This is a genomic window from Achromobacter sp. D7-1 (genome assembly GCF_059760445.1).
Map to the genome: position 1 here is coordinate 96,804 of NZ_JCBAMT010000005.1, position 17,704 is coordinate 114,507.

Sequence of the window (17,704 nt, forward strand, 5' to 3'; positions counted from 1 at the left end):
AGAATTCAAGGACTCACTATGCAACCTCCCATTGACAGCTCGGCTTCGGCGAACCTGAATTCGCATGCGGCCATGGTGTTGCTCGTCGACGACCAGGTGATGGTCGGCGAGGCCATCAGGCGCGCATTGGCCACGGAGGGCAATATCGACTTCCACTATTGCTCGGATCCCGAAAAGGCGCTGGCCGTGGCGATCCAGACCCGGCCCACTGTCATCCTGCAGGACCTGGTGCTGCCGGGCGTGGACGGACTGAGCCTGGTGCAGGAGTATCGGGGCCATCCCGTGACGCGCGACATCCCCATCATCGTGCTGTCCACCAAGGAAGACCCGGCGATCAAGAGCGCGGCCTTTGCCGCCGGCGCCAACGATTATCTGGTGAAGCTGCCCGACTCCATCGAACTGGTGGCGCGCATCCGCTACCACTCACGCTCCTACCTGGCGCTGGTGCAGCGCGACGAGGCCTACCAGGCCTTGCGCCAGAGCCAGCAGCAGTTGCTGGAGAGCAATATGGAATTGCGCCGGCTGACCAACTCCGACGGCCTGACCGGCCTGGGCAACCGCCGCTATTTCGACGAATACCTCAACGCCGAATGGCAGCGCGCGCGCCGCGACGGCCGCGAAATCAGCATGCTCATGATCGACGTGGACCACTTCAAGGCCTACAACGACACCTACGGCCACATCGCGGGCGACGAGGCGCTCAAGCGGGTGGCCAACACCATCTTCGCCAGCTGCGACCGGTCCACCGACCTGGCGGCGCGTTTCGGCGGCGAGGAATTTGCGCTGGTATTGCCCGGCACGCCGGCGGGCAGCGCGCGCCTGGCCGCCGAGAAGCTGCGGCGCGCCGTGGAAGCCTTGCAGATTCCGCAGAAGGACACCGGCGACGGGCCCTGGCTGACGGTCAGCATCGGCACGGCCACGGCGGTACCCCAGGGCGAACAGCCTTGCACCGATCTGATCCAGGTGGCCGACCGCGGCCTTTATCAAGCCAAGCGCCAGGGCCGCAATCGCGTGGTTCCCGGCGTGATGTAGCGAAGGGGCCGGCGGCCCCCATTCCCTCGCCAGGCAAGCGGCAGCCGCCTTACAGGTGCAGCCTGGTCGAGGACTTCACCTCGTGCATCGACAGCGTGCTCAGCAGCTCCTTGACCCCGGGCAGGGTGCGCAGGCGGCTGCGCACGAACTCCGAATAGGCATCGAAGTCGCGCGCCACGATGTGCAGCAGATAGTCGTGCTGGCCGGTGGTGTTGTGGCAGGCCAGGACCTCGGGCATGGCAAGCACGCTGGCCTCGAAGGCCTGGCAGGTCTTCTCCGTGTGGTTCTCCAGCGAGATGCTGACGAAGGCCACCACCCCGATACCCAGCGCGCGGCGGTCCAGCACGGCCTGGTAACTGCGGATGGCGCCGGATGACTCCAGGCGCTTCAGGCGTTTCCAGCAGGGCGAAGCCGACAGCGAGACGCGCTCGGCCAGTTCGGCGTTGCTGAGCCGGCCATCTTCTTGAAGGATTTTCATGATTTTCCAATCGATCGCGTCAAGTTGATGTAACAAGGCAGTGTCTTTCATGAAGTCCGCGAAGTAAGAAATATCGTTTCCCATTATCCCTGTCTGGCGATGCAAATGGAAAGAATATTGCCTGCGCCTGCCGCCATACTTCCATGCAGCCCGAGGCGGGGGGCGCTATCGTCTTCGCATGCGTGACGCGCCTGCCCGGCGGCCCGTCCGGGCACCCGGAAACCAGACAGAGAGGCACACCATGAGTTACTCCAGCTATCACAAGAAGGACATCTTCGGCCGCCCGCTGCACGCGGAAACCCAGATGATGTCCTACGGTTTCGACCCCTTTCTATCGGAAGGCGCGGTCAAGCCGCCGGTGTTCCTGACGTCCACCTTCGCCTTCCGCTCGGCCGAGGATGGCGCGGCGTTCTTCGACCTGGTCTCGGGCCGCAAGCCCTTGCCGCAGGGCGAGTCGGCGGGGCTGGTGTACAGCCGCTTCAACCATCCCAACCTGGAAATCGTCGAAGATCGCCTGGCGCTGCTGGACGGTTCGGAAGATGCGGCCGTGACCTCCAGCGGCATGTCGGCGATCAGCGCGGTGTTCCTGGCTTTCCTGCGGCCCGGCGACCAGCTGGTGCAGTCGGTGCCGCTGTACGGCGGCACCGAGACCTTGATCTCCAAGATCTTTCCGGAGTGGGGCATAGGCTCGCACGCCATCGGGGACGGCCTGTCGGCCCAGGGCATGCGCGCGGCGCTGGAGGCCGCGGCGGCCCAGGGGCCGGTGCGTCTTTTCTTTGTCGAAACGCCGGCCAATCCGACCAATGCGCTGGTCGATTTCGAGGCCATGAAGAACGAGCTGGACGCCTTCGAAACGCGGCACGGCTACCGTCCCGTGTCGGTGTGCGACAACACGCTGCTGGGTCCGATCTTCCAGAAACCAGCCGAGCACGGCGTGGACATGTGCGTGTATTCGCTGACCAAGTATGTGGGCGGCCATAGCGATCTGGTCGCGGGCGCCGTCACCGGCAGCAAGGCGCTGGTCAAGAAGGTGCGCGCCATCCGCAGCGCCTTCGGCTCGCAACTGGACCCGCATTCCTGCTGGATGATCACGCGCTCGATGGAAACGGTGGTGCTGCGCATGAAGCAGGCCGCGCGCACGGCGACCAAGGTGGCCCAATGGCTGTCGGGCAATCCGCATGAAAAGGTGGGGATCTTCCATCCCGAGATGATCACCGACCGGGCCTACCAGGAAGTCTACAAGCGCCAGTGCAGCGGGCCGGGCTCGACCTTCGCCTTTGTGCTGGACGGCGGGCGCGCCAAGGCGTTCCGCTTTATCAACGCCTTGCACCTGTTCAAGTCGGCGGTCAGCCTGGGCGGCACCGAATCGCTGATCTGCCATCCGGCGTCCACCACGCATTCCGGCGTGCCGGCGGCCGAACGCGATGCGGCCGGCGTGTCCGAAGGGCTGGTCCGCGTGTCCATCGGGCTGGAACACGAGGAAGACCTGATCGCCGACATGGACCACGCCTTCCGCAACTGCTGATGCGTGCCGCAGGCCCGCGGCGCGGGCCTGCCCTCAAGCCGCCATGCGCCGGCGGTTCAAGAGCACGAACCCGGCCGTGACCAGCAGCATCGCCGCCGCGGTGGCGATGACCGCAGCGTAGCCGGTGTCGAAGGCGGTCTTGGCCAGGCGGGTCAGTGCCATGCCCAGGTCCGACGACAGCCCGTCCGCCACGATCAGCGCCTGATCCAGGCTGTCGCGCGCCAGGTCGGACTGCGGCAGGCCTGCCGGCACCGCGAGCGTGTGCGCGTACACGCCGGACAGGATGGATCCCATCAGGGTGACGCCCAGGGCGCCACCCAGCTCATACGAGACCTCTTCGATCGAGGCCGCCATGCCAGCGCGCTCGGGCGTGGCGCTTTGCATGATGGTGCTGGATGCCGCCGTCATGGTGGCGCCTATGCCCGCGCCCAGCACGCACAGGCTGACCATCTGCGGCAGCAGCGCCGCGTCGTAGCTCAACAGATAGCCGGTCATGCCCAGGCCCGAGACCAGCAGCGAGACGAACAGCATGGTGGAGCTGTTGACGCGGCCCAGCAGCCAACCCGCGAGCGGACCGGCGATGAAGGCGGCCAGCGACAGCGGCAGGATGAAGAGCGCGGCTTCCAGTGGCGACATGCCCATGACCAGTTGCAGCCGCTGGCTGAACACCAGTTCCATGCCCAGCAGCGCCGCGGCGGCGAACAGCGCGGCCGCCACCGCCGAAGCGAAGCTCAGGTTGCGGAAGATGGCGAAGTCGATCAGCGGATAGGGCCGCGCGCGCTGGCGCCGCACGAACACGGCGAGCATGGCCGCGCCCGCCGCGCACGCCAGGCCGGCGTGCAGCCAGGAGGGATCGGTCTTGCCCAGTTCCTTCAGCGCGTAGGCGCAAAGGATCAGGCCGGCCATCACTTGCAGCGAGCCCAGCAGGTCCCAGGGGCGCGAGGCGTCCGGGCGGCTGGCGGGGATATAGCGCCAGGCCAGCGGCAGGGCCAGCAGCACGATGGGCACGTTGATGAGGAACACGGACCCCCACCAGAAATGCTCCAGCAGCACGCCGCCCACGACCGGGCCGACCGCGGCGCCGCCGGAGGCCACCGAGGCCCACACGCCGATGGCGATGGCGCGCTCGCGTTCATCGGCGAAGGTCAGGCGCAGGATGGACAGAGTGGCCGGCATCATCATGGCCGCGCCCACGGCCAGCAGCGCGCGCGCCGCGATCAGCGTGGCGGCGCCAGGCGAATAGGCCGCCGCCAGCGAGGCGATGCCGAACACGACCAGCCCCGCCATGAACAGACGCTTGTGGCCCAGGCGGTCGCCCAGCGTGCCCATGCCCAGCAGCAGGCCTGACACGACCAGCGCATAGATGTTCACGATCCACAGCTTTTCCGACGCGTTGACGTGCAATTCATGCGTCAGCCGGGGCAGGGCGGTATAGAGGACGGTCATGTCGACCACGATCAACAGCAAGGCGCTGGACACGATGGCCAGCACCAGCCAGCGGCCGGGCGCGGCCGTGGCGACAGCGTTCGGTTCAGTCCGCTGCATGGTTCTACTCCTGAAACTGAAACGCCTGCCGCGCCGCGTGCGCGGGCGGGGCCGGGATGGCCGGGTCTCAGAGAACGGGATTATCCATCTTGTAATTGGCGGAAAAAAGTTAATAATCATCTATAAAATAGATGGATAAAGGGGGAATCGAAACGTGCAATGGACACTAGACCAGCTCCGCCATTTCGTCGCCGCAGCCGAATCCGGATCGTTCTCGGCGGCCGCGCGGCGGCTGGGCCGGGCGCAGTCGGCGGTCAGTACGGCGGTGGGCCTGCTGGAAGCTGACCTGGGCCTGGAGCTGTTCGACCGGTCGCGGCGCAACGCCACCCTGACCGCCGCCGGCGAGGTCATGCTGCAGGAAGCGCTGGAACTGCTGCGGCAGGCCGGCGCGCTGGAGCAGCGCGCCTTGTCCTTTGCCGGCGGGCGCGAAGCGCGCGTGGCCATCGCGCTGGACGAAGGCCTGCCTTATCTGGTGGCCGACCAGTTGCTCAAGGAACTGGCCGAACGTTATCCGGCGCTGGAGCTGACCCAGCTCAACGGCACCGCGACGGAGGTGGCGGACTACGTGGAACAGGGCCGCGCCAGCCTGGCCTTCCAGTTCGACCGCGGCGATCCCGGCAGCGCCTTCGCGCACCGCCATCTGGGCAATGTGGCGCAAGGCATCTTCGTGGCCCAGGGCCATCCGCTGGCCGCGCTGCCCGAGGTCGGGCGCAACGACCTGGCGCGGCACCGCCAGTTGCTGATGCAGATGGACGGCGTCGATCAGGTGGTGCTGAGCCCTTCGGTCTGGCGGGCCGACAGCAGCTACAACATCGCCGCCATGGCGGCCAATGGCGTGGGCTGGGCCATCCTGCCGCTGAACATCGGCGAATACCAGGGTTTCAGCAACGAGCTCGTCAGCGTGCGCTGCGCGGACCTGTTCCTGCCCATGCTGTCGGTGCGCACGCTGTGGCTGCGGGGCGGCAGCCTGAGTGAAACGGAACTATGGCTGCAGCAACGCATGGGCCAGTTGCTGCGGGCGGGCGCGCAGGGGCAGGGCTAGTGCTGTGTCTCGTCGATGCGCCCGCATGACAGGACGCCAGGCGCAGGTCTCCCTGGCTTCAGCTGAGCAGCGCGCTGACCAGGTCGCCGCCAGTCCGGCCGCCGTTCTTGAAGTTCAGCGCCGTCTGCACGTGTTCCAGATGGGCGTCCATCAGCGCGCAGGCGCGCTCCGCGTCGCCGGCGCGGGCGGCCTCGATGAAGGCGTGATGCTCTTGCGATGAGCAGCTGGCGTCGTGCGAACTCTGGTACAGCACGGTGATGACGGCGCTGCGCGCGGACAGCTCGCGCAGCATCCCCGTCAGTACGGAATTGCCCACGGTCTCGGCCAGCAGGATGTGGAAGTGCCCGAGCAGCCGGTTGCGCTCCTGCACGTCGCCGCCTGCCAGCGCCTGGCGTTCCGCGGCCAGGTGCGCGTCGATGCGGCGATAGTCGGCCGCCGTGGCCCGCGCCACGAATTCGCGCGCCAGGGCCGCTTCCAGGATGCGCCGCACCGCATAGACTTCGCGCGCCTCGTTCGCGTCCGGCTTGCTCACGAACGCGCCCTTGTCCGGCACGATATGGATCAGCTTGTCCTTGGACAGCATCAGCAATGCGGCGCGGATCTTGGTCCGGCTGACCTGGTACACCCCCGCCAGCGCCTCCTCGCGCAGCCGCGTGCCCGGCGGCAGCTTGTGCGCGACGATGGCCGCCGAGATTTCCTTGGCGATATCGTCGGCGCTGGGGTCGGGGCGGGGTTCCTGGGACATGGTGGGGAAAGGGGGTGAGGCCTGGCTCGGGCCGGTCAGTCTAGCAAAAGGGCAGGCCCGCCGGGGAACGACGGCCTGCCCATATGGCCTGGAAGACCGTGCCGCCTAGCGCCGCGCCGCCAGCGCGCCCATGGCCTGCCGCATGAACGACAGGGTGGCGTCGTCGGTCCAGGTGCCGGCGGTGAGCTCGGGTTCGCTCATCAGCGCATGGCGGAACTTCGCCTGGGTGGCGGGGTCGTCGCCGGCGTAGCTGCGAAACAGATCCAGCCAGCGCCGGGCCAGCGCCAGCGCTGTAGCGGAGTCGGGCGCCGCGCCCGCGTCGAGCGCGTCGCGCACGTCGGCCATCAGTTCGGGCCATTCGCCGATGCGGTCGTCATAGTGCTGCCGCATGTACCGGGCCTCGTCCGGCGCAAGATACTTTTCATAGATCCGCAGCTTGCTTTCCGAGAAGGCGCGCAGCACGTAGTCGCGCATGGCCGGCGAGATGCCGATGTGCGCCTGCATCGCTGGCTCCCGTTCGTGCATCCGGTTCAGCTTGACCAGCAGGCGCGGGTCGCGATTGGTGTCGCGCAGCAGCTGGGTCATCCAGCGCAAGGCCAGCGCTCGCGGCTGCGCTTGCTCGGGCGGGACGCCGCCGTCCATCTGCGCCTGCACCTCCTGGATCAGCGCGAGCCAGGCGGGGTCGGCATTCTGGTTGCTGCGGTACATGGGCAGGCGGGCCAGTTCGTCGGGGGAGAAATACTTGTCGTACATGGTCATGAGTTCCAGAGTGGTTAGCCAATCGGCCAGTTCCGGTTCCCTGCCTTGTGCCAACTGGCCCTGCAGCTGGGCGAGACGCTCGCGCAGCCGGGAGGCCTGTTGGATCTGGCGATCGAGCATCGCGATCTGCTTGGCGATGATCTCGTCCAAGGGAGTGTCGGGCTGGTCCAGATAAGCGCCGATTTCGGCCAGCGGCAATCCGAAGCGGCGCAGCGCCTGGATTTGATGCAGCCGGGCGATGTCGTCGCGGCCATACAGCCGATAGCCGTTGTCGGCGCGCGCCGAAGGCGTGAGCAAGCCGATCGCGTGATAGTGGTGCAGCGTGCGGACCGTCAGTCCGCTCCGCCTGGCCAGTTCTCCTACTTTCAGTTGCACGACATTCCTCCTGTTGATGGCGCGTAACGGACTCTGGGACATGACGTTACGTGAGGGTCAAGCCTGTTGTCGAACCTTCGCGGCGCCGGCCAGCAGCGCGATCGCGGCGATCGCCAGCGGGATGAACGACACCCACAGCACGGTCGCCCAATCGTAGGCCGCCAGCAGGCCGCCCGACGCGAAGGAGCCGACCGCCATGGTGCCGAAGACGATGAAGTCGTTCAGGGATTGCACCTTGGTTTTCTCCTCGGGCCGATGGCATTCCAGCACCAGCGCCGACGCGCCCACGAAACCGAAATTCCAGCCCAGGCCCAGCAGGATCAAGGTCACCCAGAAATGGGCCACGTCGATCCCGGTAAGGCCGATGGCCGCGGACAGGCCGGTAAGCACCAGGCCGGCCGTGACGATGCGTCCGGCGCCAAAGCGCGTGATGAGCCGGCCGGTGAAGAAGCTGGGGCCGTACATGGCGATGACGTGCCATTGCAGGCCCAGGTTGGCGCTTTCCTGCGTATGGCCGCAGATGTGCATGGCCAGCGGCGCGGCCGTCATCAGGAAGTTCATCAGCATGTAGGTGACCGCGCCGCAGATCACCGCCGTGATGAAGCGCGGCTGGCGCGCGATTAGCGCCAAGGGGCGTCCGCCCGCGACTTCGGCCGCGCTGGGCATGGGCAGGCTTACGCCCAGCAGGACCAGGGCCGAGATCGCCGCGACCGCGGCCTGCATGAGATAGGTCGCCGCGAACATATGGACGGGCCACAGGTACATGGTGTACGTGACCAGTTGCGGGCCGACCACGCCGGCCAGCACGCCGCCGCCCATCACGAAGGACAAAGCGCGGGCGCGCCGCGCCGGGGTCACGCCGTCGGCCGCGGCGAAGCGGAACGACAGCACCACCGCGGCGTAGGCGCCGCCGAAGAAGGTGCCCAGGCAGAACAGCCAGAACGAACTGAGCACGATGGCCGCGGCGGCCAGCAGGCCCACCAGCACGCCGCAGGCCGTGCCGGTAAGAAAGGCCGCCCGCCGGCCGTAGCGGCGGGCGATGGCGCCCATGGGGAGGATGCAGGCGGCCATGCCGACCACGAAGATGGAAATCGGCAGGGTCGCCAGCGCCTTGTCCGGCGCCAGCATGTCGCCGACGATCGCGCCGGTGGCGTAGACCACCACGGCGTTGGCGCCGGCCAGCGCCTGGGCGATGGTCAGCCGGGCGATGTTGCCGCGCTGCGCCTCTGGCGTGAGTTCAGCGCTGGGCGCGGCCGATGGCGCCGGTGTTGATGCGGACAAGTGGGGCTCCTCGAGAGTTGCGGTTTTAGTTGGTATCGGTAGTGACTTGCTGTGCGGCGTCCATGGTCAGGACCACCCGGAACTTCGCATCGCCGGACTTCAGGCGCTGCAAGGCATCGGGCGCGCGTTCCAGGGCTAGAGTCTCGACCATGGGCAGCGCCTCTGCAAGTACGCTGAAATTCAGCGCCTTTTCAGTTTCCCAGGGCGTGCCGGTCATGGACCCGGCAATGACGCGTTCGCCGCCCACCAGAAAGCCCGGCGCGACCTCGAGCGGAGTGCGGCCCACGCCCAGCAGCATCGTCCGGCCTTGCGGCGCCAGCCCGCGCATGGCCTCGGCGATGGCTTGCATGTCGGTGACGGTGGCGATCAGCGCCTGCGCGCCGCCCATGGCTTGGAGCCGCTGCGCGGCGTCTTCTTCGTGGGTGTCGATGTAGACGTGCGCGCCCAGGCGCAAGGCGTCAGCGGCTATGTCGCCGCCTCGCCCGATGGCGACGACCTTCAAGCCCATGCGGCGCGCGTATTGCAGCGCCATGTGGCCCAGGCCGCCGATCCCCAGCACGGCGACGAGATCGCCGGCTTGCGCGCCGCATTTCCTCAGCGCGTTGAACGTGGCGATGCCGGCGCAGAGTATCGGGGCGGCGTGCGCGGAGTCCAGTTCGTCGGGGATGGAGACCAGCCCGGTCGCCAGGGCCAGCATCATCTCGGCATAGCCGCCGTCCCGGGTCGCGCCCATCACCGGTTGACTCGAGCACAGATTGAACAGGCCCTTGCGGCATGATGGGCAGGCATTGCAATGGCCGCCCAGGCGGCCCACGCCGACGCGCTGGCCTATCGACCAATTGATGTCGGCGCCAGGACCGAGGGCGGTGATGCGGCCGACGACCTCATGTCCTGGGACGCGGGGCCGCTGCAAGGCGGGATTGTCGATGTCTGCGGCGTCGGCGCCGCAGACGCCGCAAGCTTCGACGCGCAGCAGGACTTCTCCGGGCCCAGGTTGAGGCGTGGGTCGTCGCACCAGTTCAAGCTGGCCGGGGGCGGGACTCTGGATCGCGCGATAGGTGGCAGCGGGAGTTTTCATCAGGCGGAGTCTCCGGGGAGAGTGGAGGGGGATGCGCTTGCGGATCCGCGCAGCAACCATCGGACGCCGTTGGCGGCAGCGTCAACCGCGCCAGCCAGATAGCCGGGGAACGCGCCGGACCATTCGCTGGCGATGCCGGCCAGACGGTCCTGCCATGGGCCGGCGTCCACCGTCATGCCGGGCGCTGCCGCGTGCGCGCTGTTGTCGATGCCATCGGCGGGCGTGGCGGTAAGAGGATCTTGCGCCCAGTCCTTGAAATGCTCCTGGACCGGCGTCAGCGCTTCGGGGCCGAACAACCGCGCGAGCTGCGCGCGGCAATGGGCCATCAGCACGTCCTGGCCTGCCGAGCGCCGCGCCGCGGCGGGCACGCCCAGGAATCCGAACAGGGCCGGTCCTTGATCCGTGCTGGCATCGTGGACCTCGGCGAGCGGCCCCCGGGCGCTGCGCGCTGCGCCGGACAGGCCCTGCTCGCGCCAGAATGCCGCGCCGTAGACGGCCAGGTACTTGGCGTGCGGCGCCATCCAGGTCGGCGTGCCGCGCCATTGCGCCGCCCATGCGGCCGGCAGCGGCGGATCGAAGGCGATACGGGCGTGCGCCAGGCGCGGCGGGACGGCCAGCAACACGCGCGAGGCGCGAATGACATGGGTCCGCCCCTCGCGATCATGCGCATGCACGTCGATGGTGTGGCCGGTGGCATGCAGCCGGGTCACGGTATGGCTCAGCTTGATGCGCGCCGGATCGAGGCGCGCGCGCAGGGCCTCGGCCAGACTGCTCATGCCCGCTGCCAGCCGCATGGAAGCCGGGTAGCTGGGGTAGCCCGGCATACGCGCGGGCAGTGCCGAACGTTCGACCGTCATGGCGCCCGCCTCGTACTGCGGGATGATGGGCAGGCTGAGATCGCGGACGATGGCGGCTAGTTCGGGTTGGATCGCGGGCCAGAACCAGGTGGGGCCCAGATCGTAGGACCCGGCGCCCAGTATGCGGCCGCCGGGCATGTCTCGTCCCTCCAGTAGCAGGTAGTCGGCGCCATGCCGTTCCAACAGAAAGGCGGCGTACAGACCGCTCAGGCCTGCGCCGATGATGACGGTGTCGGCTTGTATTGTCATGACAGGCCCCGGCCATTTGGATCCGGCAGATGGCCGGTCTTCAGATAGACGGTCGCGCCCGCAGCGCCAGCCGAAAGCACGGTCTGAGCGCCGCGGGCAAGGCGCAGCCAACTGCCTTGCGGGTACGAGCGTTGCGCATCGGTAATCGACCCGGCCAGCACCAGCGCTTCCGCGCCGGCGGGCGCGGCCTCAAGCAGCGGCGCATTGGCGGGCAGGCGCAGCAGGCGGACCTGCTCGACGGACGAGGAGTAGAGCGGGCAAACCGCGCCGCCGTTTTCGCGCGTCCAGGCGGCGGGATCGCGCGTGTCGACGCGCACGGCGGACTGCTCGTCCGGCGGCATTTGCCGCAACTTGACGAATAGGGTGGCGCCGTTCCTGCTGGACGGCTCATGGCCGGAGCCGGGCGGGTTGCGCAGATACCAGCCTTCCGGAAAGTCGCCGCCGGCATCGGAGAAGACGCCCGACAGCACCAATATCTCTTCGCCGCCGGGATGCGCGTGCCACGGAAAATGGCTGCCCGGCGCATAGCGCACGATGCTGGTGGCGCGCGCCTGCTCGCCGCCGATGCGGTCCAGCAGCACGCGTTCTACGCCGCTTTGCGGCGATGGCACCCAGGGTTGCTGGTCAGGCGTCACGATGACGTTGAGCGAGAAATCGGCATTGATAAGCATGATGCTGGTAGAAAAGCTGTTTCTGAAGTGATGTGCAAGCTTGCTTGCTCCAGCACCTTTTTTCGATGGCAGAACTGTGGTCGTCAGGGCGTATTCTTGGTCAGTCCGCATTTGCCGGCAAACCAGATAAACTACTTCCTATTAAAAGAAAATCTTTATCGCATGAAGTCGATCGCACACCTCAACGCGTTGCGCGCCTTCGAGGCCAGCGCACGCCACCAGAGTTTCTCTGCCGCCGCGGCCGAGCTGCACGTCACGCCCGCCGCGGTGGGCCAGCTGGTGCGCACGCTCGAGCAATGGCTGGGCGCGCCCTTGTTCCATCGCGGCGCCAGCGGAAAGGCGCGGCTGGTCCCGACGGCGGCGGCCGAACGCGCTCTGCCGGAGATACAGGCGGGGCTGGGCAAACTGGCCCTGGGCCTGGAGCGCCTGAAGGAAGGTTCCCTCAGCGGCATGTTGACCGTGGCGGTAAGTCCGGCGTTCGCCGCCAAGTGGTTGCTGCCCCGGATAGAACGCTTCCAGCTGGCCTGGCCCGATACCGACGTGCGCCTGGACACCAACCTCAAGCCCGTCGATTTCGTGGCCCAGCAGATCGATATCGGCGTGCGCTACGGCGCCGGTTCATGGCCCGGCCTGGCGGCCGAGAAGCTGATGGACGAGGAGGTCTACCCGGTATGTTCCTCGGAACTGCTGCGGCGCCGGAAATCGCTGAAGCAGCCGGCGGATCTGGCGGGCGAAACCCTGATCCACGATCTGTCGATGGACGGGCAGCTGGGATTTCCGACCTGGGCCATGTGGCTGGAAAAAGCTGGCGTGGAAGGGGTGTCCACCGCGCGCGGCATGAAGATCAACAATTCCGCCGCGGTGCTGCAAGCCGCGATCGATGGTCACGGTGTCGCGCTGGCCCGCAGCGTGATGACGCATGACGATCTGGCCGCGGGCCGTCTGGTGCGCTTGTTTCCGCGGATGAAGGTCGCGTCGGCGCTTGCCTATTACGTCATCTATCGGCCGCAGGACCGCGAGTTGCCGAGGCTTGCCGCATTCCGCGACTGGTTGTTCCAGGAGGCCGGCGCCTGCCGCCAAACTGCGCCGCAAGCCTGACGGCAGCTTGCCGAGCGCTGATTTGCGCGCCTACTTGGCTGACCGGGTGAACCGTCGCACCATGAACTCCACGAAGGTGGTGAGCTTGGGCAGGGCCTTGCGGTCCTTGGGATACAGCAGCGTGATCGGCCTGGCGGCGGGCCACGCGGACTGCAGGATCGGCACCAGCCGGCCCGCGCGCACGTCTTCGGCCAGCAGCAGTTCCGGCTGCAGCACGATGCCGAATCCGGCCAGCGCCGCCTGCCGCAGCGCCTGGCCGTTGTTCGACACGAAGCGGCCGGCGGGGTAGGCCGCGCCGCCGCCTTCGTCCGCGTTCAGGCGCCAGCCGGTGCGCCGGTTCCAGTAGGAAAAATCCAGGCATTGATGGCGCGCCAGGTCGCCGGCGGTCTCGGGCGTGCCATGGCGTTCGAGATAGGCTGGCGCCGCGCAGATGATCATCTGATAGCGGCCGATCTTGCGCGCGACCAGGCCGGAATCGGCGGGTTCGCCGATGCGCACCGCCAGGTCGTAGCGCGAGGCCACCACGTCCTCGACGGCATCGCTCAGCGCCAGGTCCACGCTGACGTCGGGATAGTTGGACAGGTACTCGGCGATGGCGGGCGCCAGCGCGAACGAGCCGAAGGTCACGGTGGAGGTGATGCGCAGATGGCCGCGTGGCGCCGAGCGCATGGCCTCGGCGCCTTGTTCCGCGTCGCGGATGTCCGACAGGATCACCTTGCAGCGCGCGAAGTAGGCCTGGCCGGCTTCGGTCAGGCTCTGGCGGCGCGTGGTGCGGTTCATCAGCCTCAGGCCCAGCCGCGCTTCCAGGCCCTTGATGTGCTTGGCTGCCATGGCGGGCGACATCTCGTGGCGGGCCGCCGCCGCCGTCAGGCTGCCCAGTTCGACCACCGCCACGAAGACTTCCATGCTGAGCAAGCGGTCCATGAATTACGCACCCTGAGTGTGAAGTGAACCCACCATTCTAGGATTTTTCCGGGACGCGCCCTTGGCCAGAATGCATGCAGGCGCTGGCGGTACCGCGGGCGCACCCCACAACATGTATCGGAGTCCTCCATGAAAATCATCCTGATCGGCGCCACCGGCACCGTCGGCCGCGCGGTCGCCCAAGAGCTGGGCCAACGCCACGACATCATCGCCGTGGGCAAATCCCGTGGCGAGCATCAAGTCGACGTAACCCGGAGCGACAGCATCCGCGCCCTGTTCGAGCGCGTGGGCAAGGTCGACGCCATTGTCTCCACCACGGGCAGCCTGCACTTCGGCCCGCTGGCGGAAATGACGGCGGAGCAGTTCAAGATCGGCCTGCACGACAAGCTGCTGGGCCAGGTGGACCTGGCGCTGATCGGCCAGCATTACGTCAACGAGGGCGGTTCCATCACGCTCACCAGTGGCATCGTCAGCGATGAGCCCATCCGCTACGGCGCCAACGCCTCCGCGGTGAACATGGCGATCGACGGCTTCGTGCGTGGCGCCGCCGTGGAGCTGCGCGGCATCCGCATCAATTCGGTCAGCCCCACGGTCCTGACGGAATCGCTGGACAGCTACGGCCCGTACTTCCCAGGCTTTGAATCCGCGCCCGCCAGCCGGGTCGCGTCGGCCTATAGCCGCAGCGTGGAAGGCGTGCAGACGGGGCGGGTGTTCCGGGTGTGGTGAGGCGGCGCCGCTGACAGCCGGTCCCAATCTCGTTGCCAAAAGGGAACAATCACCCTCGGCTTGTGCAAAATAAAGTGATTATTCGTAATTTTGATGCGAATATTTACACGCATTGCACACGCCCGGACTAGGGCGTTTGGCGTAGGTATCGAAGTCTATCGTCGTTGTTCCCCGGTTGCCCGGGGTCTGGTTTGAGTGCGTCCGGGCCTGTCGCCAGGACGTCTTCACGGAGACGAGTCAGATGGCACACCGCGCGATTTCCCCCATACCCCTGTTCTCCCGTTCGCTGGGCGCGGCCATGTCGCTGGCCGCTACCACGGCCTGGGGCGCCAATTACGCGCCCTTCATCGTTCCCGCAGGAACCACGTTCACGCTGAACGGCGGCGACAGCGTGACGGGCGCGGGTACAGGCACAGCCATCCGGGTCGGCAACGCCACGCTGAACTTCGGCCCGGGCAACATCGCCATCGGCAATGTCGACCTGGGCGTTTTCGCGACCAATGGCGCGGCGACCAACGTCAATTTCCAGACCGGCAGCAACGTCACCATCACGACGGTGACGGCCACTGGCCTGGGGCTGCAGTCAACCACGAATTCGCAGGCGACGTTCTCGCTGGCGCCGGATTCCAGCGTGACGATACGCGGCTTCCAGGGCGTGAACCTGGGCCACACGCCGTTCGGCACCAGGAGCCAGCTTCAGATCGGCAACGGCGCAACGTTGAAGATCGAGGCCGCGCCGGCCGGCGGCAATCCCTGGCCCAAGGGCGTCATGACCAGCAACAACACCGCCATAACGCTCGATGCGGGAGGCGTGCTGGATGTAAAGACCACGGGCGGGACATATGGCCGTGGGGTTGAACTGGGCTACAGCCTGACCTATCCGGACTCGTTCGAACGCCGCTTCACGTCGGCGCCGGGCTCGACGCTGCGCGTCAGCACCACGGGGCAGACCGCTGACGGGTTCTACATGCTGGGCGTGGGCGAGGCGGTGATGCAGGGCACCACCGACATCCACACCACGGGCCCGGACAGCAGCGGCATGTTCCTGCGCCGCTATGTCAGTCCGACCAACCATCTGGTCGTGGCGCCGCAGGGCGGCTCCACCGCGAACATCCTTACCGAGGGCGCGGACGCCTATGGGGTGATAGGCATAGACGGATCCCGCGCGGAACTGTCCGACCTGCGGACCGAGACCCGCGGCACGGATGCAGTGGGCCTGTATGCCTATACGAGCAGCGGCCAGCCGGCCACCGTTTTCCAGGCGGCGCGCAATACCGTCGTGACCAGCGGGCAGGGCGGCTTCGGCATCCTGTCGCAAGGCGCGGCCAGTAGCGTGGTATTCGACAACGGTTCGGTGCAGACCTCCGGCACCGAGGCCCATGGCGTGGTGGTGGCCGGCACGTCCAGCTTTGCGGCGACGGGCAGCGCCATCGGCGTCAGCGGCGCGCGGTCCATCGGCCTGCTGCTGACCAGCGACACGGGCACTCAGAGCGCGACAATCAATGGCGGCAGCATCGTCAGCGGGGCAGCAACGGCCATTGGCGTCGACGGCGGTACTGCGAACATCCAGCTCGACGGCACGACCGTCCAGGGTGCGACCAACTGGCTGCAGGTGGCAAGCTCCGGTACCCTGCTCGGCAGCAGGACCCGCACGCTGCACGGCATAGACCCGAGCCTGGCGCCGGATGCGGGCAATCCGGGCGGCATCAATGCCGCCGGCGTGCTGGCCGGCGCTCCCGCTACGGCCAATGTGGCGGCGCGCAACGCGACCTTGACCGGCGCCGCGGTCACCGAGGCGGGCAGCACCTCCAATGTGACGCTGACGGATTCGACCTGGACGCTGACCGGCAACTCGACCATCACCAACCTGGTCAACGATCCCAGCCTGATCGACTTCACGCCGCCGCAGGCGGGGGCGTACAAGACGCTGACGGTGCGCAACTACAGCGGCGACGGCACCATCGCGCTGAATACTTATCTGGGCGATGACAGCTCGCCGTCGGACAAGCTGGTCATCGATGGCGGCAGCGCCAGCGGCGCTTCGCAATTGCGCATCAAGAACACGGGCGGGCCAGGAGCCTTGACGACGGCCAGTGGGATCCAGGTGGTCGAGGTCGTCAATGGCGGCGTTTCCGGATCGGGCGCGTTCGCCCTTGTGGGCCGGGCCGTGGCCGGTCCTTACGAGTATCGCCTGTACCAGGGGTCGGCAAGCGCACCTGCCGATCAGAGCTGGTACCTGCGATCCGAGAAGCAGCCGGATCCGCCACCGCCACCGCCTCCACCTCCACCTCCACCCGAGCCTCCCGTGCCGCCGGAGCCGCCAGTCCCTCCTGTTCCTCCGGCTCCACCCGCTCCGGAGCCGCTGTACCGGCCAGAAGTCGCCGCCTATCTCGCGAACCAGCGACTGGTCGGGCAGATGTTCGTGCAGAGCATGCATGACCGGCTGGGCGAACCGCAGTTCATCGAGGGCCAGCAATTCCAATCGGAAGACAGCAAGCGCCGGGCGCTTTGGCTGCGCGCCGTGGGCAAGTGGGAAGGCTCGCATAGCCGCGACGGAAATTTCGACGTCAGCACCGACATGTTCCTGCTGCAAGGCGGCGGCGACGTGGCGCAATGGAAGCTGTTCTCCGAGGCCGACCGCCTGCACCTGGGTTTGATGCTGGGCTACGGCAGCGCCGACAGCACGGCCCGGGCCGATGGCAACCCCTACAAGGCCAAGGGCAGGGTGCAAGGCTACAGCGCGGGCGTTTATGGGACCTGGTTCCAGAACGACGAGAGCAAGCTCGGCGCCTATGTGGATACCTGGTTCCAGTACGGCTGGTACAACAACCGGGTGACGGGCGACGATCTGCCGCGCGTCGACTACGATTCCCGCGCATGGGCAGTGTCGGCGGAAACGGGTTACGCCTTCAAGCTGCGCGGCGACTGGATACTGGAGCCCCAGGCGCAGATTATCTACGTCAGTTCGGACACGGACAGCCTGACCGAATCCAACGGCACTCGCGTGGGCAGCGCGGACTCCCATGGGACCATCACGCGCCTGGGCGTGCGCACGCACACCACCTTCGACCTGGGCAATGGCCGCAAGGCGCAGCCGTTCGCGACGCTGAACTGGTGGCATAGCAGCACCGGCAGCTCCGTGTCGTTCAACCAATTGCCGGTGGGTGACCTCTATCCGAAAGACCGCTATGAGTTGAAGCTCGGCGTGCACGCCGACTTCACCAAGGGCTGGACCGGCTGGACCAATATCGCCGGATCCTGGGGCGCGCAGGACTACCACCAGTACGCGGCGAGGATAGGCGTGAAATACACCTGGTAG

15 protein-coding genes are annotated in these 17,704 nt (G+C 67.2%); 6 read left to right on the forward strand and 9 right to left on the reverse strand.

Annotation, left to right across the window (positions count from 1 at the left end):
• Window positions 1-18 precede the first annotated feature (18 nt).
• A complete protein-coding gene (locus AC6LKD_RS04045) occupies window positions 19-1,032 on the forward strand; it encodes a response regulator (RefSeq protein WP_013394306.1) in 1,014 nt (337 codons plus the stop codon).
• Window positions 1,033-1,081: 49 nt separating this feature from the next.
• Here AC6LKD_RS04045 and AC6LKD_RS04050 read toward each other — a convergent pair whose 3' ends face one another.
• The gene (locus tag AC6LKD_RS04050) at window positions 1,082-1,561 is read right to left on the reverse strand and encodes an Lrp/AsnC family transcriptional regulator (protein WP_498115189.1); all 480 of its coding nucleotides are present in this window, start codon (window positions 1,559-1,561) and stop codon (window positions 1,082-1,084) included.
• A 190-nt stretch (window positions 1,562-1,751) separates the two neighbouring features.
• On the opposite strand from AC6LKD_RS04050, the gene AC6LKD_RS04055 reads away from it, so the two are divergent.
• Window positions 1,752-3,035, forward strand: coding sequence for a cystathionine gamma-synthase family protein (locus tag AC6LKD_RS04055; RefSeq protein WP_498115190.1), 1,284 nt, complete (start codon window positions 1,752-1,754; stop codon window positions 3,033-3,035).
• A 33-nt stretch (window positions 3,036-3,068) separates the two neighbouring features.
• On the opposite strand, the gene AC6LKD_RS04060 is transcribed toward AC6LKD_RS04055, so the two are convergent.
• On the reverse strand, window positions 3,069-4,580 hold the full coding sequence (locus AC6LKD_RS04060; protein WP_498115191.1) for an MFS transporter: 1,512 nt from the start codon (window positions 4,578-4,580) through the stop codon (window positions 3,069-3,071).
• A 154-nt stretch (window positions 4,581-4,734) separates the two neighbouring features.
• Here AC6LKD_RS04060 and AC6LKD_RS04065 point away from each other — a divergent pair, with 154 nt between their 5' ends.
• The gene (locus AC6LKD_RS04065) at window positions 4,735-5,622 is read left to right on the forward strand and encodes a LysR family transcriptional regulator (protein WP_498115192.1); all 888 of its coding nucleotides are present in this window, start codon (window positions 4,735-4,737) and stop codon (window positions 5,620-5,622) included.
• Window positions 5,623-5,680: 58 nt separating this feature from the next.
• Here the strand turns inward: AC6LKD_RS04065 and AC6LKD_RS04070 are convergent, their stop codons facing one another.
• The 6 genes from AC6LKD_RS04070 to AC6LKD_RS04095 all read right to left on the reverse strand — a co-directional run bounded on the left by AC6LKD_RS04070 (window position 5,681) and on the right by AC6LKD_RS04095 (window position 11,637).
• Window positions 5,681-6,367: a GntR family transcriptional regulator gene (locus AC6LKD_RS04070; protein WP_013394301.1), complete on the reverse strand. Its 687-nt coding sequence runs from the start codon at window positions 6,365-6,367 to the stop codon at window positions 5,681-5,683.
• 105 nt (window positions 6,368-6,472) lie between these two features.
• Window positions 6,473-7,501, reverse strand: coding sequence for a MerR family transcriptional regulator (locus AC6LKD_RS04075; RefSeq protein WP_013394300.1), 1,029 nt, complete (start codon window positions 7,499-7,501; stop codon window positions 6,473-6,475).
• Between the two features lie 57 nt (window positions 7,502-7,558).
• A complete protein-coding gene (locus tag AC6LKD_RS04080) occupies window positions 7,559-8,782 on the reverse strand; it encodes an MFS transporter (RefSeq protein WP_498115193.1) in 1,224 nt (407 codons plus the stop codon).
• Between the two features lie 25 nt (window positions 8,783-8,807).
• A complete protein-coding gene (locus AC6LKD_RS04085) occupies window positions 8,808-9,860 on the reverse strand; it encodes an alcohol dehydrogenase catalytic domain-containing protein (protein ID WP_498115194.1) in 1,053 nt (350 codons plus the stop codon).
• Window positions 9,860-10,966, reverse strand: a complete 1,107-nt coding sequence (locus AC6LKD_RS04090; RefSeq protein WP_498115195.1) for a flavin monoamine oxidase family protein — start codon at window positions 10,964-10,966, stop codon at window positions 9,860-9,862. The genes AC6LKD_RS04085 and AC6LKD_RS04090 overlap by 1 nt, the downstream gene beginning before the upstream one ends.
• Window positions 10,963-11,637, reverse strand: coding sequence for a cupin domain-containing protein (locus AC6LKD_RS04095; protein WP_498115196.1), 675 nt, complete (start codon window positions 11,635-11,637; stop codon window positions 10,963-10,965). The genes AC6LKD_RS04090 and AC6LKD_RS04095 overlap by 4 nt, the downstream gene beginning before the upstream one ends.
• A gap of 162 nt (window positions 11,638-11,799) precedes the next feature.
• Between AC6LKD_RS04095 and gcvA the strand changes: the two genes are divergently transcribed.
• The gene (gene gcvA, locus AC6LKD_RS04100; protein WP_498115197.1) at window positions 11,800-12,735 is read left to right on the forward strand and encodes a transcriptional regulator GcvA; all 936 of its coding nucleotides are present in this window, start codon (window positions 11,800-11,802) and stop codon (window positions 12,733-12,735) included.
• A gap of 30 nt (window positions 12,736-12,765) precedes the next feature.
• Here gcvA and AC6LKD_RS04105 read toward each other — a convergent pair whose 3' ends face one another.
• Complete coding sequence (locus AC6LKD_RS04105; RefSeq protein WP_498115199.1) at window positions 12,766-13,659, reverse strand: LysR family transcriptional regulator; 894 nt, start codon at window positions 13,657-13,659, stop codon at window positions 12,766-12,768.
• A 129-nt stretch (window positions 13,660-13,788) separates the two neighbouring features.
• On the opposite strand from AC6LKD_RS04105, the gene AC6LKD_RS04110 reads away from it, so the two are divergent.
• On the forward strand, window positions 13,789-14,385 hold the full coding sequence (locus AC6LKD_RS04110; RefSeq protein ID WP_013394293.1) for a short chain dehydrogenase: 597 nt from the start codon (window positions 13,789-13,791) through the stop codon (window positions 14,383-14,385).
• 241 nt (window positions 14,386-14,626) lie between these two features.
• Complete coding sequence (locus AC6LKD_RS04115; protein ID WP_498115201.1) at window positions 14,627-17,704, forward strand: autotransporter family protein; 3,078 nt, start codon at window positions 14,627-14,629, stop codon at window positions 17,702-17,704.

Coding starts and splice junctions, on each gene's coding strand:
- AC6LKD_RS04085 (WP_498115194.1), bottom strand. CDS start 9,860: ATGAAAACTCCCGCTGCCACCTATCGCGCGATCCAGAGTCCCGCCCCC.
- AC6LKD_RS04105 (WP_498115199.1), bottom strand. CDS start 13,659: ATGGACCGCTTGCTCAGCATGGAAGTCTTCGTGGCGGTGGTCGAACTG.
- gcvA (WP_498115197.1), top strand. CDS start 11,800: ATGAAGTCGATCGCACACCTCAACGCGTTGCGCGCCTTCGAGGCCAGC.
- AC6LKD_RS04110 (WP_013394293.1), top strand. CDS start 13,789: ATGAAAATCATCCTGATCGGCGCCACCGGCACCGTCGGCCGCGCGGTC.
- AC6LKD_RS04045 (WP_013394306.1), top strand. CDS start 19: ATGCAACCTCCCATTGACAGCTCGGCTTCGGCGAACCTGAATTCGCAT.
- AC6LKD_RS04090 (WP_498115195.1), bottom strand. CDS start 10,966: ATGACAATACAAGCCGACACCGTCATCATCGGCGCAGGCCTGAGCGGT.
- AC6LKD_RS04115 (WP_498115201.1), top strand. CDS start 14,627: ATGGCACACCGCGCGATTTCCCCCATACCCCTGTTCTCCCGTTCGCTG.
- AC6LKD_RS04055 (WP_498115190.1), top strand. CDS start 1,752: ATGAGTTACTCCAGCTATCACAAGAAGGACATCTTCGGCCGCCCGCTG.
- AC6LKD_RS04050 (WP_498115189.1), bottom strand. CDS start 1,561: ATGAAAGACACTGCCTTGTTACATCAACTTGACGCGATCGATTGGAAA.
- AC6LKD_RS04060 (WP_498115191.1), bottom strand. CDS start 4,580: ATGCAGCGGACTGAACCGAACGCTGTCGCCACGGCCGCGCCCGGCCGC.
- AC6LKD_RS04070 (WP_013394301.1), bottom strand. CDS start 6,367: ATGTCCCAGGAACCCCGCCCCGACCCCAGCGCCGACGATATCGCCAAG.
- AC6LKD_RS04095 (WP_498115196.1), bottom strand. CDS start 11,637: ATGCTTATCAATGCCGATTTCTCGCTCAACGTCATCGTGACGCCTGAC.